This is a genomic window from Myxococcales bacterium, from assembly GCA_016703425.1.
Classification (GTDB): domain Bacteria; phylum Myxococcota_A; class Polyangia; order Polyangiales; family Polyangiaceae; genus JADJCA01.
Map to the genome: position 1 here is coordinate 40,683 of JADJCA010000027.1, position 21,844 is coordinate 62,526.

The window sequence follows — 21,844 nt, forward strand, 5'->3', positions numbered from 1 at the left end:
TTCTCTTCCTCTCGACGTTGCTCAGCCCGCTCGTGTCCTGCAACGGGCAGGCGGACTCCAGCGAGCCGCCGCTCAAAGCGCAAGCGATGGCCATCCGCGTCACCGTCCCCGGCGGCGGCGAAATCCACAAGTGTCGCTTCGTCAAGGTTGAGCCAGGGCTCGGGACGCACGTGGTCCGCATGGAGCACTCGTACACGCCCGGGAGTCACCACCTCCTGCTCTTCCGAACGGATCTCAACGAGGTTCCCGCAGCGGACGGCACCGAAGCGGTGGATTGCTACGCCGATGGGCGCGACATCATGTCGCACGTGCGCGGCGTCGTGTACGCGTCGCAAAACGACAAGGCCGACATGCACCTTCCGGCAGGTGTCGGCCTTCCCCTCGCACCCGGCGAGGTGCTGCTCTTGCAGGCTCACTACCTCAACGCAGGAGCGGCGCCGCTCGATGCGCGCGTCGACGTGAAGCTGTCGTTTGGCGCGCAAGGCTCGGTGACGGAGGACGCGGGGGTTCTCTTTTTCTATCAACCGTTCATCTTCGTGCCGGCTCGGGGCTCGTCGAGCACGCTCATGCGGTGCAACGTGCCGCGCAACGTCAAGCTCCTTTCGGGCCTCTCACACATGCACAAGCGAGGCGTCGGCTTTGAGGCGTTCCTCGACGCGCCCGGCGGCGAGCTGGCGCCCACGTCGTTTTACTCGGCGACGGACTGGCAACATCCACCATCCATCGCGACGCCTCTCGACGTTCCCGCCGGTTCGCGCTTGCGCTTCCGATGCGACTACCAGAACGGCAGTGAGAACGAGGCTCTCCAGGGGCAGAGCGCAGACCGCGACGAGATGTGCATCTTCACGGGGCTCTATCACCCGGCGATGCCCGACGCGGATAGCCTGTGCCTTGGGGCCGCCGACATGCTCGGTGGCGGCGACAAGTCTTGCCTCGACACGCTCACTTGCTTGCGCGCGTGCCCTCCCGGGACGGCGCCAAAGATTGGCCTCGCAAACGGGGCCGAGGTGCACCCCTGCTGGCAGAAGTGTTTTGCGGCCGCTTGTCCGACGGCGGGCGTTCCGGCGCTTCGTCAGCTCTCCTGCCTTGGCAAGAACTGCGCGGACGACTGCGCCGACACGAACTCCGCGACGTGCATCGGTTGTGTCACCAGATCGTGCGCGACCGAGTTCTCGACATGCAGCGCCGCGACCTGCACCAAGTAGCGCGCCCGCTTAGACCCACTCAAGTACGGCGATGGGGCGCGCTCGCTAGCGCTCGAGGCGCCGCTGCTTCGCGCTCGGGGCGGGAATCTCCGGGCCCGTCTTCGGCGGCAGACCGAAGCGCCGGTTGCGCTTGACCCAGTCGGCGACGAAGGGAAGGCGGGCCGGCGCGCGCGTCGCAAACGAGAGCGCGAGCGACCGAAGCGAGGCGCCGTTGCCCGCGACGGGGAGCGCGACGACGTCGTCGACGACGATGGACTTGGCCTTCGCGTTGCCAGCGACCTCGAGCCACACGGCGGGCGAACCACCGGGGAGGCTCGCGGCGCTTCCTTCGAAGAAGCACTCCCCGCGCTCGTCCTCCGCGGGCGCCGGGAAGCCGACGGCGGTGTTCGAATCCTTGTCCATGTCCACGATGCGCACGATGAGATCTTTGCAAGATCCGCCCACGGGGCGCGCCCACAAGGCGATGGTGATTTTGCCGGCGGCCGGCGTGGCCATCCAACCGAGCACCGCTTCATCGGGGCCGAGCACGAGGCAGCGAACACCCGAGCGGCAGCGTCCGCCGGTCTCGAAGTTCAAGACGCTTTGACCGCCTTGCCCGAAGGCGAGCCACGGCTGCTGATCGTAGCGGCCGGTCAGCTCGAAATCACCGTCGGCCATGAGGTTGTCGGCCACGGCCGTGTTGCCGAACGGGTTCCGCACCTCGACGGTACGCCGAGCGGCGACGGTCTCCGTGGGCGCGGCGGGAGCCTCGGCCGGCGCGGCGCTCGGCGCCGCTGGCGTCCCGTCGGTGCAAGCCGCCAGTAGAAAGAGCGCCGATGAGGCGGCGAGCAGAAGCGAAAATCGAGCGCGCATCGTGGCCTCCTCAGTTTCCCGTCCGGACCCAAGCGAGGGCGCGTTCGTAGACAGTGTCGCGGCCTACAAGCAGATCCGACTGGCGCGGGAGGAGGTCCTCATCGGGCCTCACGCCGTGCCCCAGCTGCGTGCTGCCGTCGGGCTCGATGAAGTCGCCGGACGCGAGCCGGAAATTCATCATGCCGTAGTAGTCGAAGGAGATGTAGGAGGAGAACGCGCCGGCGGTGCGGCGCCCGAAGAGGCGCACGTTGGGAGCGCCGCGCATGCCGAGCGGAAACCAGTCGCTGGCGCTGCCGTCGCGCGCGAGAAGAAGCGCCGTTCGGAGGTTTTGGCGAGCCGTGTCGCTGCCAACGACGAAGGCGTCCTCGGTGCCCTTGCGAGCCGTGAAGATCGCGAGCGCGTCTTTGACCGTGGTCGACGGGCCTATGAGGCCGATGGTGAAGTTGAACCCCGTGCTCGCCCCGAGCGTCGCGGGGCTGCGGAAGAGCTCCGTCAGGTATTCGGCCGCCGGCTCGGTGCCGCCGTTGCCGGTGCGGTGATCGAGGATGACGCCGCTCGCCTTCGCTCGAAACGTCGACATCGCCGCCTCGTAGGGGTTCGCCGACGTGCCGTCGAGCATGACGTCGTCCCAGATCATGCCGTAGAGGCCCTCGGCCTCGGTCGTGTTGGCGAGGGGACCGTAGTGAACGCCCTGGACGTAGTGTTCGACCGCGTCGGGGTTGCCGTTGGCGAGGTGGTATTGCGGCCGATGATCGCAGTTCGGGTACACCGTCGGCTCGGTGTCTGAGAGGGCGGTCACGGGGAAGGTCTCGGGCGCACTGCACGAGGTCTTGGCGGCGTCGCAGCGAATGACGGTGAGGTCCTTGCCCCAGCGGCGAATCGCCTTCCGGATGTTCTCGAGCTTCTCCGCGTGAACCTGCGGGTCGTTGGCCCGCCAGGTGTCCCAGTTCACCGTCTCCAGCGACTCCATGAACGCGATGGGGTGCATGCCGTTGACGGCGACCAAACGATCGCCAGCCTTGAGGCCGAAATTCTGCTCCGGGCCGACGTGCGAGACGAGGACGTCAGGCAAGCTCGACGCGGCCGGCGCGAGGTGGTGCGAGAGGTCCGCGTTGCCTTCGACGAAACACACGGGCAACGCGCCGCGACCGCTGACGGTGACGGCCCCTTCCATCTTGGTGTGCCAGTCACGGAGTTGCCTCACGGCCGTCGCGAAACCGTTCCAGAACTCCCAAGCGCTCGTCGCGGCCTTCATGCGGTCCATCGTCACGAGGGCGCCGGGCAGCGAGAGGTTGCGCGTGTAACGGCCGCCGAAGAAGAGCTCGAGGCGACGCTTCAAGTAGTCGACGACGGAGTCGCGATGCTCAGCCTTCGGGAGGGGCGGCAAGCCGAGCGCACCGTCGTGGCAGGCGCGGGCGGCGCAAAATTCGTGGGCGCCGCAGACGCCGTCGCCGTGCGTCGCGCAGGCGCGCAGCTCGCGGGCCTCGCCGGTCATCGACACCTCGAAGCCATCAACCTCAGCGCCGCTGGCGAAGATGCTGAGCGTCGCCTTGGCGCCCTTGGTGGCTTGCACCGTGAAGGGAGCCGTCTCGACCTCGTACCAGCCGTCGCTGGTGACACGGCCCGTGGGGTAGAAGCGCGCGCTCACCTCGGACAAGCTGCCGCCCTCCACGTCAACGTCGGCGAGGACGCGGTTCTTCCGGACGAACATGCGCGCCTGGTACGCCGCGTCGCGGTTGGGGAGGTTCAGCGGAAGTTTGACGAGCTGCTCGAAGGAGTCGGCGCGCACGAGGGCGTACCGGGTTCCCTCAAGGGCCTCGGGGCCCTCTCGCAAGCTGAGGCCGCCTTGAGGGGTGAAGGACTCGAAGCCCTCGGTGACGACGGCCTCGCGGTGAAAGACGAGGGTCCCGTCGGGGGCGAACTCGAGGGCGCGGGCCCCGGTTTGGAGGAAGAGGCCCGCTGCGATCGTGCCGAGGACGGGGGAGAGGCGCATCGGCCGGAGGTTTTGCGCAGGTTGTCGTCGAAGGCAACCCCCTAAGGAAGCAAGGCGGCGTTGCCAAATCGTCGACGGGGCCTGCGTCGCCTCCGAAATCGCCGAAGGAGCGCGGCCCCAGGCGCCGCCGGGGCTTCCCAAGGCCCGACCGCCGATGCACCCTCTCGGGATGGACAAGACGCGCAGTCAGGTACTCGCCGAATCAGCTCGCAAAGGGGTGGCGGCTGGGGTGGCGACGGCGGCGACGGTGACCGCTGGCGTCATCATCGGCTGGCCCGCCGCCGTGGTGGCCGCGGTTCCCACGGCGCTCATCGGCTGGCGGTGGTGGAAACATCGCGCCGAAAACGGGATCAAGTTCTGACGGATTGAGTCGGCCGGCGCCATCTAGATTGGCGGACTCCAAAAAGTCCGCGATACTAGAATTTCTAGATGGCCAATCAGCAACTACCAACTTGGTTGGCAGAGAAGCCGGTGGCCGTCGGGGCCGCCGGCGAGGTCTCACGCGCGCGACTCGCCGATGGTCGCGACGTGGCCCTCAAGCGCTACCAGGATCGCGCCGTGGGTCGTCGAGAGGCGGCGCTGCTTCGGCGCCTTGCGCTGCGTTTCGGTCCGAGGCTCGTTGCTGTTGTCGACGAGCCGACCTCGCCGCTCACGGTCGTCCTCGAGTGGGTCGATGGTGCAGCCCTCGGGGCGCACCCGCCACCGCTCCCGGTGAGCGATCGTGAGCGGCTCGCCGCGATCGTGGCCCACGGCGTCGGACGCGCGCTCGCCGAGCTGCACGAGCTAGGCATCCGTCACGGTGACGTGAAGCCCGCGAACATCGTGCTGCACGGCGACCATGTCCCCACGCGCGACGCCGCCGACGATCGCGGCGCGACGCTCATCGACCTGAGCCTAGCCACCGGCACGAGCGACGCCCTCGTCGGCGCCACGCCGGCGTACCTCGCACCCGAGGTCCTCCTCGACGCGCGCTGGGTGGGACCCGAGACGGATCTCTTCGCCTTCGGCGTCGTCTTGCGCGACCTCAGCGGCGGCGTCGGCGAGGCGAGCCTCTGGGCTGCGGCGCTCATGGCGCGCGAACCCGGCGCGCGGCCGCGCGCCGCGTTCGTCGCAGACCGCGCCGCCGCGTGGCTAGGCCTCCGCGATGACGCGGAGGACCGCCGCGCGGCGCGCGTCACCGCCGTGCGCCGCGCCTACCTCCGCGTCCGCGAGCGCGACCTCTCCCGCGCCGCAAGTCTCAGCGCCGACGTGCGCGGCTTGCCGCGCACGTGGCTTGAAGAGGCGTGCGGCTTCGCGTCGCCGCCGGCCGGCGGCGACGCGAAGGCCGCGCCGCTCGGTCCCCTCGACGCCGTCGCGCGCGCCCGCTGGCTCACGGCGCTCGTGGGCACGCCGCCCGATGGCGGCGCCCTCGAAGGTCTCGACGAGGCTACGCTCGCGGAACGCCTTGTCGGTCTCGCGCAAGACGACGTGCCCTTCGCGCTCGCCAACCTCCGCCGCGACGCGACGCGCGCGACGGCGGACACGCCAGTCGGCACGCCAGTCGTCGCGCCCGCGCCCGACGACGCCGTCGCGCTCGCGGTCCTGCTCACGCAGGCGCGCCCTTCGCGCGAGCTCTTGGCTCGCGCCGAAGGGCTCGCGCCTCGCGTCGCACCGAGCTTTCGCTCGGTGCTCGTCGAGGCGCTCTTGCGGTGCTCCGAGGTGGGGCGCGCCTTCATCGCGGTCGGCGACGACGACGCCCCCGAGGCGTCGGCGCTCCGCGCGGAAATCGCGCGCCGCATGGGCGACGCTGCTGCCGCCGAGCGATTCGCCGCCCTCGCGGCGGGCGACTCACGGGCGCGCGCCGTCAGGGCGCGCCTCGCCTGGGACCGTGGCGCGTACGACGAAGCCGAGCGCCTCGCCCAGGATCTCGGCGGCGTCGCCGCCGCCGAGATCCGTGGCCTCGTCGCCTACGCCCGCGGCGAGTTCGCCGCGGGCATCGCGCGGGTCAACGACGCGCTGTCGCTCGGCGCGCCGCGCGAGGCGCGGGCGCGCCTCTTCGGCGTCCGGGGAATGTTGCATCATGCATCCGGCAACGCGGCGGCGGCTCTCGAGTCGTTCCGTGTAGCCGCAGAGGACGCGCAAGCTGGCGGCGTCGTCGAAGAGGCGACCTACTTGACCGGACTCGCCGCGGCGGCCTCCGACGCCGGCCAGTTCGCGGTGGCGCTCGCCGCCGCCACGCGCTCCGCGTTGCTCTTCGAAGAGCTGCGTCGTCCGTCGCACGCAGCGCGCGCGTGGCTCGCGCGCGCAAGCGTCCTTGGGCTCGTTGGCGCGGCGCACGAGGCGTGCGCCGCCGCCGACGAGGTGATCGAGCGCGCGGATGCCCGCGGCGACTCGGAAGCGCTCGCGTACGCCAGGCTCGTCCACGCCGAGGCGCGGCCCGCCGGCGACGCGGCGGGCCGTGCCGCCGCGCTGGGCGCATGGCGAGCGGTCGCCGGCGACGGTGAGGTGCGTCTTCGCGTCGCCGCGCGGGTGGTGGCGTACGCGCCCGAGGAGCTGTCTTCGGAGGAGCGCGCCGCCCTCGACGAGGCGAGCTCCGATGCATCGCTTGCGGCGCGGTGGGAGTGGTGGGGCGGGCGCGCCTCGGGGACGCTGGCGTCGACCGACGGCGACGACCAGCGTCGCGTTGCCACGGCGCTCTTGGCGCTGCTGGGCACGCCGGCGCCGTTGCCGTCGCGCGCGTTCGCCCTCTCGTTCGCGCCTTCGCTGGCGGCGCAGCTCGGGGACGGCGACGCGGCGCGCCGCTTCGAAGCGGCGCGGCGCGCCGCCGTGGCTGAAGCGCGGCCGAACGTGCCGGCCGACTACGCGGCGCGCTTCGAGCAAGCCGCGTGGGTGCGCGGTGTCGCCGGCTCGAACGCGGCCGCCTCGGCGGCCGCCGAGTTCGAGCCGGCGCAGATCATGTTGCTCGATGGCCTCGTGCGCTCGCTCAGCGGGCGGGAGCGCCTTCGGCCGCTCTTCGATCAGGTGCTCGACGCGCTCTTGTCGTGGACCGGCGTAGAGCGTGGCGTGCTCATGGCGCTCGCGCCCGACGGCTCGCTGGTCCCGCGCGCCGCGCGAAACCTCGCGCGGCGCGACCTCGTCGGAGATCAGCGCGCGCTGTCGCTCGGGTTGGCTCGACGGGCCCTCGACCAGGGCGACGTGGTCATCGCCACCGACGCCTTCGCGTCGCTTGGCGACCTGCACGCATCGGTCCACGCGCTGCGGCTGCGTAGCGTCTTGGCCATTCCGCTCTTGGCGCGCGGCGAGGCGCTCGGCGTGGTCTACCTCGACGACCGGAATCGACGGGGGGCGTTCGGTCCGCGCGAGGTCGCGTGGGTGCGACTCGTGGCGGCGCACGCTGCGCTGGCCATCGCCGACGCGCGCGACGCGGTGCGGCTGCGCCGCGCCGTGCGGCACGCGGAGCGGGCCAAGGCGCGGCTCGAGCGCGAGCTCGAGGCGCGCGGCCTCGAGCTCGACCGCGCAAAGGCGGCGCTCGGCGACGAGGGGCCGGCCATCGAGTACGAAGGGATGGCGGGCCGCAGCGACGCGATGCAGCGAACGCTGCATCTCGTCGCACGCGTCAGCGGTAGCGACGTGCCGGTGCTCATCGTCGGCGAGTCGGGGACGGGGAAGGAGCTGCTCGCGCGGGCCATTCACGCGAGCGGACCGCGGCGCGCGAAGGCCTTCGTGACGGAGAACTGCGGGGCGTTGCCGGAGGCGCTGCTCGAGTCGACGTTGTTCGGGCACAAGCGCGGCGCATTCACGGGGGCCACGGCGAACCGACCGGGCCTCTTCGAGGTGGCCGACGGCGGAACGCTCTTCTTGGACGAGGTCGGCGAGATGAGCCCCGGGCTTCAGGCGAAGCTCCTGCGGGTCCTTCAGAACGGCGAGATTCGCGCCGTCGGCGACGAGCGCTCGCGGCGCGTCAACGTACGCGTGCTGGCGGCTACGCACCGCGACCTCGAGGGCATGGTGAAGAGCGGGGCCTTCCGCGAAGACCTCTATTACCGACTCAACGTCGTTTCGATCCCCGTGCCGCCGCTCCGCGAACGACCGGAGGACATTCCTTCTCTCGTGACTCACCTCGTCCTTAAGCACGGCGGCGGTCGGCCCATTCGCCTTACGCGCGCGGCGCTCGAACGGCTCGTCGCCGACCCGTGGCCGGGCAACGTTCGTCAGCTCGAGAACGAAGTGCGTCGCGCGTTGGTTCTGGCCGGGGATCGGATCGACGCTTCGGAGCTCTCGCCGGAGCTGATGCGAGCGACGCAGGCTCGCCGGAGCGGCGGGACGGACCTGCGCTCGCGCCTCGATTCACTGGAAACCGAGCTTGTGCAAGAGGCGCTCGACAAGACGCGCGGCAATCAGACGAAGGCCGCCGAGATGCTCGGTGTCTCTCGCTTCGGCCTGCAGAAGATGATTAAGAGGCTCGGCCTCCGGCTCCCCGCGTGAGAGCGCGGCGCGCAGGAGGCGGAGGCGAGGCGTCTACTTGACGAAGAGCTGCGCCGCCGCGACGCCGGCGCCACGCGTGGCCTTGAGCACCAACTTCGCTTGCACCGCGACGGGGATGAACGCGAGCTTGATGCAATTGCCGCCGCCGCCGAGGACCGTCTTTTGCCCGCCGCCCTTGGCGGCGCCCATGTTGCCGAAGGACGGCATGTTGGGGATCGGCGTCACAGCCACCATCGAGAGCTCAAGCTCCTGCGGACCGACGCCGGCGGCGACCGCCGTGTAGCACTTGCCCGGCTGCATGTTGAAGCCCTGCTCGAGCACTTGCCCCTCTTGGAAGTTGCCCGCGATGGGCGCGCCCTCTTTCGCCATGCCGCCCGTTTCGCTGGCGGCGACGAGGTTCAGCGCGGCGGTGGCGCCGACGGCGAAGTTGGGATCGAGCGGCTGGGCGCTCGGACCCGACGGAGAGCCGCCGCCAGCGGCCGGCGGCGCGCCCGTCGGCGGGAGCCCAAAGCCTGTCGGGATTGGGAAGGGGAGACCAAATGGCGGCGGTGCACCGGTGGGCGCGCCGGTGTTGGGCCCGGGGCCAGGCGCAGGGCCTGGACCAGGGGCGGGGCCGGGGCCTGGCCCGGGCATCGGACCGTTCGGCGGCGGCGCGTTGGGGTTGCCCGCGTAGGGCGGCGGCGCGTTGCCGTAGGGAGGGGCGCCATAAGGAGGAGCGCCATAGGGCGCGCCGTTGTAGGCCGGCGGTGGCGGGTTCTGCGGGGGCGGCTCACTTTTCGGACAGCCCAAGAGGCAAAGGCTCGCGAGGGACGACATCACCGTCAGACCAACCTGCATACGAAACATCGAGTGTCTCCTTTGGCGCTAAGCCGAACGCACCGCGCAAGCCGAACACGCTTTCCGTCAAACGATTCTCGTCAGACGAGCGGGCAGGGTGCCCCCTTCAAAGGGCACCTGTAAAGGACGATCGGCCCTTGCCCGCGAGCGAGACGCGTGCTCGCGTCACGGACTCGCGACTCCGCCGGCCTCCTCGAAGCGCAGCTCCCCTTCGGCCTTCGCGACGTAGGTCGCGCACACGAGATCGCCCACGACGTTCAAGACGGTGCGGCACATGTCGAGGAACCGATCGACGCCCAAAATGATGCCGATGCCTTCCGCGGGAACGCCGACGCTCTGGAGCACGATGACGATGAGCGGGATCGAACCGCCGGGGACTCCTGCCGTGCCGACTCCCGCGAGGATCGACATGAGCACGACCGTGATCTGCTGGCCCAGGCCGAGCTTGATGCCGAAGACCTGGGCGAGAAAGAGGACCGTCACACCTTCGAAGAGCGCCGTGCCGTTTTGATTTCCCGTTGCGCCAACGGTCAGGACGAAGCTGCCGATGCGCGCCGGCACACCGAGCTTCTGCTCTGAGGTGCGGAGCGTCGTGGGCAACGTCGCGTTCGACGACGCCGTCGAGAACGCCGTGACGATCACCTCGCGGCATCGCTTGAACCATTCAATGGGCGAAACGCCGCTTCCCTTGAGGATCGCGCCGTAAACAACGAAGAGCTGAATGGCGAGCCCGAGCACCACGACGCCGACGTATTTGCCGAGCCGCGGGATCAGATCGAGGCCTGACTTCGCGGTCATCGCAAACATGAGGCCGAAGACCCCATACGGCGCCAAGACCATGGCCCAGTCGACGATGCGCAGCGACGCTCGCTGCAGTGCCGTGAGGACTCCCACGAGCGGCTCGGTGGACTCGTCGCGCACCATCGACAGGGCCACGCCAAGCATCAGCGCAAAGACCATGAGCGCGATCATCTCGCCGGAGAGCGCCTCAGCGGCGGCGGCCACGGGATTCTTTGGAATGAGCGAGAGCACCGTCTCGGTCCAGTGTTGCGCTTTCGCGGCGTTCTCGATGGCCTTCTTGGACCCCGACGCGAACGTTGAGGCGAGCTCCGTTCGGACGCCCGGATCGACGCCCGCTCCCGGCTGCACGACGCTCACGAGTCCGACGCCGATGACCACCGAGAGGCCGCTCGCCACGATGGTGTAGCCGAGCGTCCGGAGCCCTACGCGCCCAATGCGGCGCACGTCGCCGAGCTCAAGCACGCCGAGCACGAGCGACGAGAACACGAGAGGAACGACCACCATGAAAATGATGCGGAGGAAGAGCTGGCCGATGGGGTTGGCCACGTTCTTCACGACCACGTCGATCCAAGGCGCGTCCTTCCCCGACAGGTGCGCCACGAGCCCCGCGGCCATGCCCGAGCCGAGGCCGAGAAGGATCTTGGTGTGCCGTTGCATGAGCGGCGCAGTGTGCCAAAGGCGGGCGCCGAGCGCGCGACGTTTTTGTCCCCTCAGCGCGGCGGCGCGATCAAGGCGCCTATAGGCACCGATTTCCGTCGGATCGTGGCTCCGGCGCTCGGCCCCGCAGGGGTGATCGAAACAGGCACTCCCCGTTCGGACTGAAACGACTCTTGCGCCGCCGTCTTCTTTCGTCACGATGCGGCCCGCATGTCGCGCTTTTCGATGCTCAAGCCCCTCGGGTTCATGACGTTGCTCGGTCTCGCGACGGTCCCGGCGTGCGGGTCGGAAGGCCGAAACGTCGCGGCCGCCGGACCCGGTGCGAGCGACGCTGGCCACGACCCCTTCGGTTGCGGAAGCTGCGAAGGCACGAAGTACAAAGAGTGCGACGCCAAGGGCACCTTCGTCGCGCACCGCGAGTGTTTCCCCAAGGAGTGCGTCGCCGGTCGTGGTTGCTTGACCTGCGTCCCTGGCGCCGACACCTGCGTCGGAAACGCGATTCACAAATGCGGCGACAACGGCGAACCGGGCGCGCTCGTCCAGGCCTGTGACGCGGCGGCGGGGCTCGTTTGCTCCGGTGGAAAGTGCAAGACCCCGTGCGAAGCCGTCGCCGACAAGCCGTCGTACCTCGGCTGTGAATTCTGGGCCGTCGATCTCGACAACGAATACGCGAAGACGCAGCTCGGCTTCGTGAACGACGCGGCGGGCGCCCCCTGGGGTGTTGCCCTCTCCAACGTAAGCGACACCATCGCCATCGTGAACATCGAGAAGAACGACGCGCCGCTCGGCTCCCCGCCCGACGTCAAGTCGGTCATGAGCCTCAAGATCGCGCCGAACAGCCTGGAAGAGGTGGCGCTCCCCACGCGCGAGGTCGACGGCACGACGAACGGCGAGAACAACGGACCCGGCACATGGGTCTCATCCAACGCCTATCGCATCACGGCCACGGTGCCGATCATCGTCTACCAGTTCAACACGCTGCGGCACACGTTCTCCAACGACGCCTCGTTGCTGTTGCCGAAGAGCGCGCTCGGCAAAGAGCATCGCGTCGTCGGTTGGCCCGCGGCAAACCCGCTCGAGGTCGAGATGCCCGAGCAGCCCGAGGGCCTGCCGCCACAAGAGGCACCGATTCGCGACCACTCCTACGTGACCATCGTCGGCACCGAGCCCGGCACGAAGGTGAGCGTCATTCTGGGGGGCGACATCGAAGGTGGCGGCGCCATTGCGCAGACGAACAAGGGTGGCCTCGTGGAGGTCACGCTCGGGCCTTTCGATGTTCTCAACCTCGAGTCGCGGGCGAAGAAGGTGAAGGCGGAAGACGTCTTCGCCAATCCCGCGGGCACCTTCACCAAGGGCATCGGCGAGCTCACGGGCACCGTCGTCAACGCGACAGCTCCGGTGGTGGTCTTCACGGGAAATGAGCGCGCCATCGCCCCCGGCGGCGAGACCAAGTTCGCGCCGCCCGGCTGGGACGCGAGCGGCAGCAACGGATGCACCACCGATCACCTTGAAGAGCAGATCGTGCCGGCGACGGCGGCGGGGCGAACGTACCTCGCCACGCGAAGCCCGATCCGCTCGACGGGCAGCTACGCCGAGCCCGACATCGTACGCTTCATGGGCCTCGCGGCGCCGGCGACCATCAAGACGAACCTCCCGCCACCGGACGCGTCGTTTACGCTGCAGCCAGGCGAGGTTCGCGACGTGGCGACCATCACCGACTTCACCGTCGAGTCGACAGAGCCGGTCGTCGTGGCACAGATGCTCGTGGCTCAGTGCTACTCCACGGCGTCGGTGGGCGACTCCTCTCTGTCGCTCTTCCCGCCCGTCGATCAGCTCCGCGGTGAATACGTGTTTCTTACACCCAAATCGTGGCAGACCAACTGGGTCGTCGTCGGCATGCCCGAGGGGACCAACGTGAAGCTCGATGGCAGCGACCTGCCGGTCACGTGCATTCCCGCCACCGTGGGGCCGCTGCTCGGGCAGAACTATGTCGTGCGTCGCTGTCCGTTGCCCGAAGGTGTGCACCGCTTGAGCGCCGACAAGCCTGTGAGCCTCATGGCCTACGGATTCGCCGGGCACGGCTCCTACGCGTACGTCGGCGGCGCCGACGTGAAGCCCATCTACGTTCCGCCGCCGCTCAAGTAGGTTCGCGTTCTCAGCAACCGACGGGCTTCACCACGTACGTGATGGGCGCGGGCGACGCGCCTTCGACGACGACGGTGTAGGTCTCGCCGGCCGCCGGGCTCCAACCCTGCGCCCGGAACGCCGCCGTGCCGTAGACGCCGAAGCCCTGGTTGAGGGGAAGCATCGTCATAGGGAGCGTTGCGTTGTCGGAGGCCCGCGTCACGGTCATCTTCGACGCGACGCCGCCCTTGTGGTGGAAGGTCCACGTCCAGCCGGCCGCCTGGAGCGGCACGAAGCCCGCGGGCGGAAACGATAGCCACTCGGGCGACGGTCCCGTGCCGGAGCCGTCGAAGACGCCGAGGCATTGCGAGCTGCCGTAGGGGCCGCCGCCGCCGTAGTAGCCGATGCCCACGGCGCCGAGGGGCGGGTTTAGGACCCAGCGGCGGTGGCCGAAGGTTGTGTCGTTGCCGGATCCTCCACGAACTGATCGATGGCGTCCGCCGGCACGCGCTGTCCCCAGCCGATGTTCGCGGAGCCCGCGCCGGCGGCGCCCGCCGACGAGTAGCACTTCGCCGTCGGTTCGGGCGCGTGGGGGTTCGCCGCGGTGCCCGGCGGGTTCCACGCGGTGACGGCGCCGCAGGCCATGTACGTCGCGCGCGCCCCGGCGGCCTCGACGACGGGCGCGAGGCCGACGAGGTATCGGAACATCGCGAGGCGCGTCAGCGTATCGTCGATGCCCTTCTGCGAGAGCGTGCCCGGATCGCACTCCGTTGCGCCCGGCGTCCAGGGCGATGGGTCCGTGAGGGCGTGGCCCTGATTCCACGACGCGCAGACCTGCGCCTCGGTGTGGCTCGCGGGATCGCCGGGCGGCGCTGACTGGCACGTTCCGCTGCCGCTCGACACGAAGCCGGGGCTGCAGACGCATTGCCCCGTGGCTGCTTCGCAGCGCGCGCCGGCTCCGCACGTGACGCCGTTGCAGCGATCAAGGGCACCCGACTCGGAGCCGCCGTCATTCGGTGGCAGCTCACGTGGCAATGCGCCGCCGTCGCCGATGGCCGGCAGCGGCGGCACACCGAGCGCTCCGCCGTCGGAGCCGCCCGTCGTGGTGACGCTTGTGGCGGGCGTCGGGTACGACGTTCCGAGGTTCTCGCTCTGTCCTTCGCCGAAGCGAACGTCGTCGTAGCCGAGCATCTGCCCGCAGCCCACGGCGCACACCGAGAGCAGGGCCGTGGCGCTCGCGAGCCATCGCGCGTGGGTCTTCATCTTAGAAGCGCCCCGCGGCGAGGATCTGTTGGCTCGTGGCGCGAATCTCGACGCCGCGCTCTTGCGAGGGCTTGCCGAAGACGAGAAGCGCGACGGACGCTGTGGCGAGGATCGCGCCGGCAGCGAAGGCGATGGTCGCGGCCTCGGCTTGCCCGCGACCGCGATCGAAGGCCGCGCGATCGGCCTCCGAGCACCTGTCGTTGGGACAGCGCTCTTGCAAGCTCGAGCGTTCGCTCGCCGAGAGGCCGAGGAAGACCGCGCCGGCGCTGGCTGAGAGCGCCGCCACGCCGAGGCCGACGAACGCAATGTTCCGCGTGACCGGCGCGCTCGCCGGCGGTGGCTCCTTCGCGGGAGCCTCGCGCTTCTAAGGAACCGGCGGCGCCTCGAGCACGATGACGTGACGCTCTCGCTCAGCGAGCGTGACGACCTGTTTCGTGGCGATCTTTCCGTCGGCGCCTCGGACGACGATCTCGTGCGTGCCCGGATCGAGTTCGAGGTCCGCGTTGAGCTCACCCTTCGCGAGGGCCCGAGCGTCCACGATGACGTCGCCGACGAACCCTGCTGCAGGCTTGAGTGAGAGCTTGGGGATGCGCCGCGTCAACGCCTCAATCTCGCGCGCCTTGGTGCGCGCGCCGTCGCGCTTGCTGGCGAGGTTCTCGCGCGCCTCGAGCAAGCGGCCCTGCGCCGCGAGGCGCGCCGCCGAGGTCGTTGTCGTCCCGGTACGCACCGGCTCCGAACGCTGGCGGGCGCCTGCTTCGCTCACGGCCAGGGTGGCGACGAGGACCCAAGGGGCCATGAGGAGGGGGGCGGCGATGCGGGGCACGTTGACGACAATCCAAGGCGCGTGCCGCGCCGCCGACGCTCGAAGGACCGGAGTTTTACGCCGTTTCGTCGTGAGTCCTTGGATCCACCCGGCGGCGGCGCGGAGGCCGTTGCATGCCGCGTACAAGGTCGTTGCACACCGTGTGCAAGGGGGGCCTTCTAGCAGTACCTCGACCCATCGATTTTGATGGGTCGAGTACGGCAAGCGAGACCGAAACGCCGGGACACAAACCTTTGGACACGAGGGGTTCGAGTTTGCCCCTCCCTCGTCGCGGGGCGAACTCGAACCTATCGACTTCAGAGTGTTAGGGTACTGGGCCGTGGGGCCCTACGGAGCGGGGAGCACCGTGGACGGCGCGACGTGGGAGGTTCGATGGGATTGCTCGAACGGCTGGAGGTCACGCCCGGACAATCGGGTGCCCTGCGCCTCGTCGTCGTTGACGGCTGGCAACAGGGCCGCGGCGCCTACGGCGGCATCGCCTGCGGGGCCATGGTCGAGGCCATGGCGACACGATTGCCCGGCGCTGGCAGCGGCCCCCGCCGCGCCCTTCGATCGCTCATGACGACGCTCGTCGTGCCGCTTCAGATCGGCGACGCCGAGATTCACGTCGACGCGTTGCGCGAGGGCGTCTCCGTGACGACGCTCCGAGCCACCATCCAGCAGGGAGGCCGCGCGGTGGCGCACGGCATCGGCGTCTTCGGCGCGCCGAGGCCTGTGTCCGCGCCGCCCACGAGCCCGCCGGCACCGCCGCTGGGGCCGTGGACCGAAGTGACCCCAATGCCGCTCCTCGGACCCCCAGCCCCGCGCTTCACGCAACACTTCGAATATCGGCCTACGGGGTATCTCCCCTATGCCGGGGTTTCGGGCGTGTGTGAGACCTCCGGTTGGATAAGACCGCGCGGCGCCTCGCCCTGGACCGACTCGCTCATCGCCGCGGTGGCCGACGCCTGGTGGCCTGCTGCGAGCGTGGCGATTCAGCCGCCCACGAACTTTGTCACGCTCGCGTACACGCTCGAGCTCGTCGCCGGCGCCGAGGGGCTTGACCCGACGGAGCCCTTGTTTCATCGCGGACGCAGCGATGCGAGCGCCAACGGTTACGCCGTCGACTTCCGCGAGTTGTGGGGCAAAGACGGCCGCCTCGTGGCCATGAACCAGCAAACCCTCGCGCGCCTCGACTGAGCCACGCTGGCCTCGTGGCGGCCCGTCGGAACTTGGGTTTCAACTTTGGCGGAACTTCGACGGCGGCACGCTGTCGGGCCTTCGGGTGAGCGATACACGACCTGGCGGCGGGCACCTTCCGGGGCGCGGGCGCGGCCCTTTTGCCCCGGACGCGCGAAGGAGCGCCTTGCGCGCGACCCCTCTGGACCTCCTCCACGACGAACCGCTGCCCCGCGCCGACTTCACCTTCCTCCGCGAGGCCGTGGCCTTCGCCTTCGAGACCGGGACCGGCGGCGACGTCTTCGAACGCCTCGCGACGGAGATGCCGCTCTTGCCGAGCGCCTTCGACGACGAACAGTTCGCCAAGGACGTCTTCCTCGACGAGTTGGTCACGCAGTGCATGCCCGTCGTCGCCGAGGGGCGCCCCGTCGCATCGACAAGCCGCCTGCTCCGGAGGCTCGTGGGCCGACCGCCGCGCGACCACGCGACGGTCCGCTTTCGCCAGGCGATTCTGCGTGAGCTCGCGTCGGCGCCCGAGCTAGCCACGGCCCTCGAGTCCGTCGGAGCGAGACTTCACGAGCTCGCCGACGGCCTGACGACGTCGCCGTCGCTGCGGCTCGACCCCAACCGTCGTCGCCTCGACGCGCTCCGCTCCTTCGTCGACGTAGTGCGCGCGTCTTGCTCGTTTCTGCGGGCGACGAGCGGCCTTCGTCGTCTTGGCACATGGGCTACGCGCGTTCACGGGAGCGAGGCGTTCTCCCGCGTCGTCGAGCTCTTGGCCTACGAAGAGGGCGCTGCCGAGCTCGACCTCCGCGTCCGCGTCGGCTTCGACGGGCGCATCCGCGCCTTGGCCGTCGTTGGCGTTCACGAGCGGACGCAAAGCCCCTTCCATGTGCCCTGGTACAAGCGCTGGGCTGAGCGGCTAGGCCTTGTGGCACGGGGGTACCGCTTCACCGACCAAGAGATCCTGGCGCGCCTCATCGACGAGGTCTACACGGGCATCGAGTCCGAGCTGCTTTGGCTCTTGCTTGTCGTGGGCGATATCGATGTTTACCTGGGGATGCTCGCGCTCAAACGGGGCGCCGAGCGCACGGGACTCTCGGTGTGCCTGGCGGAGCTCGGCGACGGAGGCGAGCGAACGCTCGAGGGCCTCTTCAATCCGTTGCTCGTGGCCGATGGCGTCTCGGTAGTTCCGTGCGATATGCACGCAAATGCACCAGACGCGCTCACCATCGTGACGGGGCCCAACTCGGGTGGAAAGACGCGGCTGCTGCAGTCACTCGTCTTCGCGCAGCTCTTGGGGCAGGCGGGCTTCTTCGTCCCCGCGCGCCGCGCGCGCCTGCCCCGCGCCGACGGGCTCTTCGTCTCGCTCCTCGAGCAATCGCGCGCCGATCAGCGCGAAGGCCGCCTTGGCACCGAGCTTCTGCGCATCCGACGCCTCTTCGAGCGCGTGGGGCCAGGCACGCTCGTCGTCTTGGATGAGCTGTGCGCCGGCACGAATCCGTCGGAGGGCGAAGAGATCTTCCGGCTCGTCGTGCGCCTCCTCGGCGAGCTTCGGCCCGCGGCGTTCATCACCACGCACCTGCTCGCCTTCGCCGCGCGCATGGCCGAAGAAGAGCGCGCGACGTCGCTCTCGTTCCTCCAGGTGGAGCTCGACGTTCGCGAGCGGCCGACGTTCCAGTTCGTCCCCGGCGTGGCGACGACGTCGCTCGCGCACCGCACCGCTGCGCGACTCGGCGTGACCGAGGAGTCGTTGCGGCGCCTGCTTCAGCAACGCACCGACGAGGAGACGCCGGCCCTCCCTTCGTGAGCGCGTCCTCTGCAAGGCTACGGAGTCATGACGTGGGTGGCGACGAGGATGCCCCAGAGCGCGAACCAGCCGAAGAACTGCGCCACCAAGATCAGCGTGAGCGGCGCGAGCTCTCGCGCGGCGTGGGCTCCGCCTTCCAGCGGAGTCTTCCGAACGAGCAGGGCCACAAGCGCGAGCGACGTCCACGTCCACACGTGATTCCAAGGGCAGAAGGGGCACAGCGCCGGCAGTCGTACGAGCAATTGGAAGAAGCGGAAGGTGAAGAGCGTGCCCAGGAAGAGCGCCACCGCGAGCAGCCGCACGAGCAGCCCCTTCGCCGCGGGATAGCGGCGACGCCCCACCGCGAAGAACGCGAGGCACCCGACAAAGAAGCCGAGCCCGAGCAGCGCGTTCGGGACAAAGAAGGCGCGCGCTTCGGGCGTCCGTAGCACCACGTCACAGTCGATGGCTTGGGTCCACGAGCAGAGGCCCGTGTGCGGCGTCACCCAGCCGGCGCGCAGCGCGACGTAGCGCCACGAGAGGTAGGCGCAGTCGAACACGGTGATCGCCAACACCGCCTCGAGCGCGCGGGTCGTACGACACGGTCTTTGGCTCGCGTTTTGGAGCACAAGACCCCGAAGAGTGGAGCCGAGGGGGATCGAACCCCTGACCTCATCCATGCCATGGATGCGCTCTCCCAGCTGAGCTACGGCCCCGGGAAGGGGATTCTCTTACTGCGAGATCGCCCTCGTGTCTCGAAATTTCGGCGCGCGCGACGCTCCTCCGTGATCGGTGCTCCTGGCGGCGGGTCCTGACGGGCGCGCGGCCTCTACTTCTTCTTGGGATCGGCCGGCGGGACGATCTCGATGGGCCAATCGAGGGTCATGTCGGAGCCGGCCCAGGGCGGGTAGGTGAGCCGTGAGAACGCTTGGAGGGCGCACTTTCCCGTGGGCTTGCCTTCGAAAGGAGGGCCGAGCGTTGCTTCCTTGAGGCGTCCGTTGTGGCCGAGCACGAGGTGCATCTGGCCCGAACCCCAAGGGCCCCCGACTTTGCCGTCTTCGTCGGTGGCGGCGCCGCAGTTCTGCTTCACCTGCCGCGCTGCGCGCTTCAGGACGACCTCGGTGCCTTCCTTGTCGTATTCGTCGGAGCGCCGCTGCTTTGGCGGGCCGGAGACGGGCTCTGTCGTCGCCGCCGTCGAGTCGTCTTCTTTCGGGGTCTTCTTGGCGGTGGACGCGAGGTCCTTCGAGCGCCGCGTCGTGTCGGCGGTTTCGGAGGTTGAGTCCCACTTCGGCGTCTCGTCGGCCGTTGTGGTCGCGGCCGGATCTTCAGCCGGCTTCTTGGAGCCCCCGCAACCGACAGCCAACGCGAGGCAGATCGACGTGCAGATCAGCGTTCGCATGGAAACGCATGTACCACAGGTTTGGCGGGGCGGCCTTTGCTGCCGCTCACTTGACGCCCTCCGTCGGGCCTCCTTCGCCGCCGTGACACCGGGCGCAGAGCCACTCCCCGCCGCCATGTTGCTCGAGCCAGGTCGCGATGTGCGGCGGCTCGGTTTTCGGGACCTCATGGCGCCAACCACGCGACTCGAAATGAACCCTCGCTTCGCCCCGCGCTTGGGCCACCCCTTCGGAACAATGAAGGTCGGAGGTGAGGCCGCATCGATCGCAGCGGGCCCGGTGGTGCAGTGCGTGAACGGCGAAAAGCGGCATTCTCAACGACTGGACAAATGTTTCAGTCGTCGGCAAGAGACGAGGCCCAACTCGGACGCGACTTGGCGGCGAACGCTAAGTCGCCGGTTCGGTCTTCTTCGCCGGCTTCGCGATGACGTCGAGCAGGGCGCGATCGCCCTGGAGCGCCGTGCGTTGCATGTAGAACGCAAGTCCGCGGGCGCCGCCGAGCTCTTCGCCGCCGCCGGCACGTCCGGGGCCGCCGTGCACGAGCGTCGCCATGACGGTGCCCGGTGGGATCGCTTGGCCGGCGATCTTGGAGGAGCCGAGGGTGACGCGGCCATGAAACGGCGCGACGCCGAGGACCGCGCCGCGGACGAACTCCTTGTCGTCCGAGTAGACGCTCGAGACGAGGCCACCACCGCCCGCCGCCACGAGGCGCGCGGCGTCGTCGGCGGAGCCGCCGTAGGGCATCAGCGTCACCGACGGCCCGAAGACCTCGTGGTTGTGGATCGCGTCGCCGGCATCGGGCGCGTCGCAGACGAGGAGCGATGGCGCCACGAAGAAGCCCTTGCCGTCAGGGCCGAGGACCGTCCCGCGCTCTCCGCCGCCGAGGGCGAAGCGACCGTGCTTGCCGAGCGCATCGAGCCCCGCGCGCACGTCGCGTAGCTGCGTCGCCGTCGCGACCGGGCCCATGGTCACGTCGTCGCGCGACGGGTCGCCGACCTTCGCCGCCAAGAGGCGCTCCTTCAATTGTTCCACGACCGACGCATGGCGGTCCTTCGGCACATAAACGCGCCGGATGGCTGTGCACTTCTGGCCGGCCTTCTGCGTCACGTCGCGCGCGACGTCGGCGAGAAACAAGTTCATGACGTCGGAGCCGTCTTCGACATCGGGTCCTAGGACGGCCGCGTTCAGGCTGTCGGCCTCGACGTTGATGCGAACCGACTTGGCAACGACAGCGCTGCCGCCGCGGAGCGTCACCGCCGTGGCACTCCCGCCCGTGAAGGCGAGCACGTCTTGCCCCGTGAGGTGGTCCAAGAGGTTTCCGGCGCTGCCGGTCACGAGCTGGAACGCTCCCTCTGGGAGGGCGCCCGTGGCGACGAGGATTTGCGTCAGTCGCCACGCGACGACGGCGGTGCTCGTGGCCGGCTTGGAGACGACGGGCATCCCCGCCAGGAGCGCGACGGCAGCCTTTTCGGCCGTGCCCCACGCGGGGAAGTTGAAGGCGTTGATGTGCACGGCGACGCCGTGGCGCGGAACGAACACATGCCGACCGGCGAGCCGCGCGCTACGACCGAGGAGCACGTCGTCGCCGTCGACCAACGCGGGGCCCTCGCCGAGCGTTGGCGCGAGGTCCGCGTAGGCTGCCAGCGTGAGCGAGGCCCCGTCGATGTCGAACTTGGCGTCGCCTCGCGTGTTGCCGCCGTTTTGAACCGCGAGGCCGATGAGCTCGTCGCGGTGCGCGTGAATGGCGCGTGACATCGCGCGGAGCATCTCGCCGCGGGCCGCGAAGCTCATGGCGCGGAGCTGAGGGCCGCCCACCTTGCGAGCGAAGCCGAGCGCTCCTTCGAAGTCGAGGCCTTCCGTCGACGTCCGTGCGACGGCCTCTTCGGTGGCGGGATTGACGAGCGTCGCGGCCTTGCCGGCGCCGCGAACCCACTTGCCTTGCAGATAGCTCTCAAGCTCGATCATGGCCGCGCTTATAGCGCCATTTTCGGGGCCAAGCCACGCGCGCCGGGCGCCGGCGGTTCGGCGCGCCTTTTCAATACGAGCAGGTCTTCACGGTAAACATCGAGCCCTCGGCGATGCCTCCACCCTCCGTGGTGAGGCACGGCGCCTGCGCGCCCGGGTCGGTGCAGCCGACGGCTTTGAGCGTGCCGGTGCAGGCCGTCACCTCGTACATGCTCGCCTCGTGTTGCTTGAGCGGCACGTCGGCGCGCGGACCTTCGGCGTCGACGGGTCGACCGGGCTTGCCGCAGGCCTCGATGCGACACAGGGGGAAGCGTGACGCATTGGTCACGTGGACCTTGATGATCTTCGGCGCTGTCGCCTTGGGGGGCGGGGGAGGGGCCTCGCCGCAAGCGGCGATAGAGACAACGCACGCCGCCAGCGCGAGCGGGCCTGCCCACTCGATGCCAGCGCGACGCGCACCAGAGGTCAGCGATGCCCGCGGAGACTCGGTCGACATGCGCGTGGATCTACCCGCGC

18 protein-coding genes and 1 tRNA gene are annotated in these 21,844 nt (G+C 69.5%); 6 read left to right on the forward strand and 13 right to left on the reverse strand.

Going from position 1 to position 21,844, the window contains the following annotated elements; genetic code table 11:
• The first annotated feature begins 17 nt into the window (after window positions 1-17).
• Window positions 18-1,205, forward strand: coding sequence for a hypothetical protein (locus IPG50_32845; GenBank protein MBK6696937.1), 1,188 nt, complete (start codon window positions 18-20; stop codon window positions 1,203-1,205).
• Between the two features lie 45 nt (window positions 1,206-1,250).
• Here IPG50_32845 and IPG50_32850 read toward each other — a convergent pair whose 3' ends face one another.
• Together IPG50_32850 and IPG50_32855 are read right to left on the reverse strand one after the other, a co-directional pair.
• Window positions 1,251-2,057, reverse strand: coding sequence for a hypothetical protein (locus IPG50_32850; protein MBK6696938.1), 807 nt, complete (start codon window positions 2,055-2,057; stop codon window positions 1,251-1,253).
• Window positions 2,058-2,067: 10 nt separating this feature from the next.
• On the reverse strand, window positions 2,068-4,050 hold the full coding sequence (locus tag IPG50_32855; protein MBK6696939.1) for a hypothetical protein: 1,983 nt from the start codon (window positions 4,048-4,050) through the stop codon (window positions 2,068-2,070).
• A gap of 169 nt (window positions 4,051-4,219) precedes the next feature.
• On the opposite strand from IPG50_32855, the gene IPG50_32860 reads away from it, so the two are divergent.
• The gene (locus IPG50_32860; protein ID MBK6696940.1) at window positions 4,220-4,411 is read left to right on the forward strand and encodes a hypothetical protein; all 192 of its coding nucleotides are present in this window, start codon (window positions 4,220-4,222) and stop codon (window positions 4,409-4,411) included.
• Window positions 4,412-4,479: 68 nt separating this feature from the next.
• Complete coding sequence (locus IPG50_32865; GenBank protein ID MBK6696941.1) at window positions 4,480-8,514, forward strand: sigma 54-interacting transcriptional regulator; 4,035 nt, start codon at window positions 4,480-4,482, stop codon at window positions 8,512-8,514.
• A 33-nt stretch (window positions 8,515-8,547) separates the two neighbouring features.
• Here the strand turns inward: IPG50_32865 and IPG50_32870 are convergent, their stop codons facing one another.
• Both IPG50_32870 and IPG50_32875 read right to left on the reverse strand, forming a co-directional pair.
• Window positions 8,548-9,360 (reverse strand): hypothetical protein, encoded by an 813-nt coding sequence (locus IPG50_32870; protein ID MBK6696942.1) that lies wholly within the window; start codon window positions 9,358-9,360, stop codon window positions 8,548-8,550.
• Window positions 9,361-9,516: 156 nt separating this feature from the next.
• Complete coding sequence (locus IPG50_32875) at window positions 9,517-10,809, reverse strand: dicarboxylate/amino acid:cation symporter (GenBank protein MBK6696943.1); 1,293 nt, start codon at window positions 10,807-10,809, stop codon at window positions 9,517-9,519.
• Between the two features lie 210 nt (window positions 10,810-11,019).
• Between IPG50_32875 and IPG50_32880 the strand changes: the two genes are divergently transcribed.
• Window positions 11,020-12,954: an IgGFc-binding protein gene (locus IPG50_32880; protein ID MBK6696944.1), complete on the forward strand. Its 1,935-nt coding sequence runs from the start codon at window positions 11,020-11,022 to the stop codon at window positions 12,952-12,954.
• Between the two features lie 10 nt (window positions 12,955-12,964).
• On the opposite strand, the gene IPG50_32885 is transcribed toward IPG50_32880, so the two are convergent.
• The 4 genes from IPG50_32885 to IPG50_32900 form a co-directional block, all read right to left on the reverse strand.
• Window positions 12,965-13,345 carry a hypothetical protein gene (locus IPG50_32885; GenBank protein ID MBK6696945.1) on the reverse strand — a complete coding sequence of 127 codons (381 nt, stop codon included), beginning with the start codon at window positions 13,343-13,345 and terminating at the stop codon, window positions 12,965-12,967.
• Window positions 13,346-13,362: 17 nt separating this feature from the next.
• Window positions 13,363-14,196: a hypothetical protein gene (locus tag IPG50_32890; GenBank protein ID MBK6696946.1), complete on the reverse strand. Its 834-nt coding sequence runs from the start codon at window positions 14,194-14,196 to the stop codon at window positions 13,363-13,365.
• A 1-nt stretch (window position 14,197) separates the two neighbouring features.
• Window positions 14,198-14,482 (reverse strand): hypothetical protein, encoded by a 285-nt coding sequence (locus tag IPG50_32895; protein ID MBK6696947.1) that lies wholly within the window; start codon window positions 14,480-14,482, stop codon window positions 14,198-14,200.
• 78 nt (window positions 14,483-14,560) lie between these two features.
• A complete protein-coding gene (locus IPG50_32900) occupies window positions 14,561-15,019 on the reverse strand; it encodes a hypothetical protein (protein ID MBK6696948.1) in 459 nt (152 codons plus the stop codon).
• Window positions 15,020-15,391: 372 nt separating this feature from the next.
• Between IPG50_32900 and IPG50_32905 the strand changes: the two genes are divergently transcribed.
• Both IPG50_32905 and IPG50_32910 read left to right on the forward strand, forming a co-directional pair.
• On the forward strand, window positions 15,392-16,198 hold the full coding sequence (locus IPG50_32905; GenBank protein ID MBK6696949.1) for a thioesterase family protein: 807 nt from the start codon (window positions 15,392-15,394) through the stop codon (window positions 16,196-16,198).
• Window positions 16,199-16,364: 166 nt separating this feature from the next.
• Entirely contained in the window at window positions 16,365-17,987 is a 1,623-nt protein-coding gene (locus IPG50_32910; GenBank protein ID MBK6696950.1) for a DNA mismatch repair protein, read from the forward strand.
• Between the two features lie 17 nt (window positions 17,988-18,004).
• On the opposite strand, the gene IPG50_32915 is transcribed toward IPG50_32910, so the two are convergent.
• The 5 genes from IPG50_32915 to IPG50_32935 all read right to left on the reverse strand — a co-directional run bounded on the left by IPG50_32915 (window position 18,005) and on the right by IPG50_32935 (window position 21,824).
• Entirely contained in the window at window positions 18,005-18,541 is a 537-nt protein-coding gene (locus IPG50_32915; protein ID MBK6696951.1) for a vitamin K epoxide reductase family protein, read from the reverse strand.
• 68 nt (window positions 18,542-18,609) lie between these two features.
• Window positions 18,610-18,682: transfer RNA gene (locus IPG50_32920), tRNA-Ala, on the reverse strand.
• Between the two features lie 113 nt (window positions 18,683-18,795).
• Window positions 18,796-19,365 (reverse strand): hypothetical protein, encoded by a 570-nt coding sequence (locus IPG50_32925; protein MBK6696952.1) that lies wholly within the window; start codon window positions 19,363-19,365, stop codon window positions 18,796-18,798.
• Between the two features lie 385 nt (window positions 19,366-19,750).
• A complete protein-coding gene (locus tag IPG50_32930; protein MBK6696953.1) occupies window positions 19,751-21,328 on the reverse strand; it encodes a 3,4-dehydroadipyl-CoA semialdehyde dehydrogenase in 1,578 nt (525 codons plus the stop codon).
• Window positions 21,329-21,398: 70 nt separating this feature from the next.
• The gene (locus IPG50_32935) at window positions 21,399-21,824 is read right to left on the reverse strand and encodes a hypothetical protein (protein ID MBK6696954.1); all 426 of its coding nucleotides are present in this window, start codon (window positions 21,822-21,824) and stop codon (window positions 21,399-21,401) included.
• Between the last annotated feature and the right edge of the window lie 20 nt (window positions 21,825-21,844).

Coding starts and splice junctions, on each gene's coding strand:
- IPG50_32850 (MBK6696938.1), bottom strand. CDS start 2,057: ATGCGCGCTCGATTTTCGCTTCTGCTCGCCGCCTCATCGGCGCTCTTT.
- IPG50_32855 (MBK6696939.1), bottom strand. CDS start 4,050: ATGCGCCTCTCCCCCGTCCTCGGCACGATCGCAGCGGGCCTCTTCCTC.
- IPG50_32860 (MBK6696940.1), top strand. CDS start 4,220: ATGGACAAGACGCGCAGTCAGGTACTCGCCGAATCAGCTCGCAAAGGG.
- IPG50_32865 (MBK6696941.1), top strand. CDS start 4,480: ATGGCCAATCAGCAACTACCAACTTGGTTGGCAGAGAAGCCGGTGGCC.
- IPG50_32870 (MBK6696942.1), bottom strand. CDS start 9,360: ATGTTTCGTATGCAGGTTGGTCTGACGGTGATGTCGTCCCTCGCGAGC.
- IPG50_32875 (MBK6696943.1), bottom strand. CDS start 10,809: ATGCAACGGCACACCAAGATCCTTCTCGGCCTCGGCTCGGGCATGGCC.
- IPG50_32880 (MBK6696944.1), top strand. CDS start 11,020: ATGTCGCGCTTTTCGATGCTCAAGCCCCTCGGGTTCATGACGTTGCTC.
- IPG50_32890 (MBK6696946.1), bottom strand. CDS start 14,196: ATGAAGACCCACGCGCGATGGCTCGCGAGCGCCACGGCCCTGCTCTCG.
- IPG50_32905 (MBK6696949.1), top strand. CDS start 15,392: ATGGGATTGCTCGAACGGCTGGAGGTCACGCCCGGACAATCGGGTGCC.
- IPG50_32925 (MBK6696952.1), bottom strand. CDS start 19,365: ATGCGAACGCTGATCTGCACGTCGATCTGCCTCGCGTTGGCTGTCGGT.
- IPG50_32930 (MBK6696953.1), bottom strand. CDS start 21,328: ATGATCGAGCTTGAGAGCTATCTGCAAGGCAAGTGGGTTCGCGGCGCC.
- IPG50_32935 (MBK6696954.1), bottom strand. CDS start 21,824: ATGTCGACCGAGTCTCCGCGGGCATCGCTGACCTCTGGTGCGCGTCGC.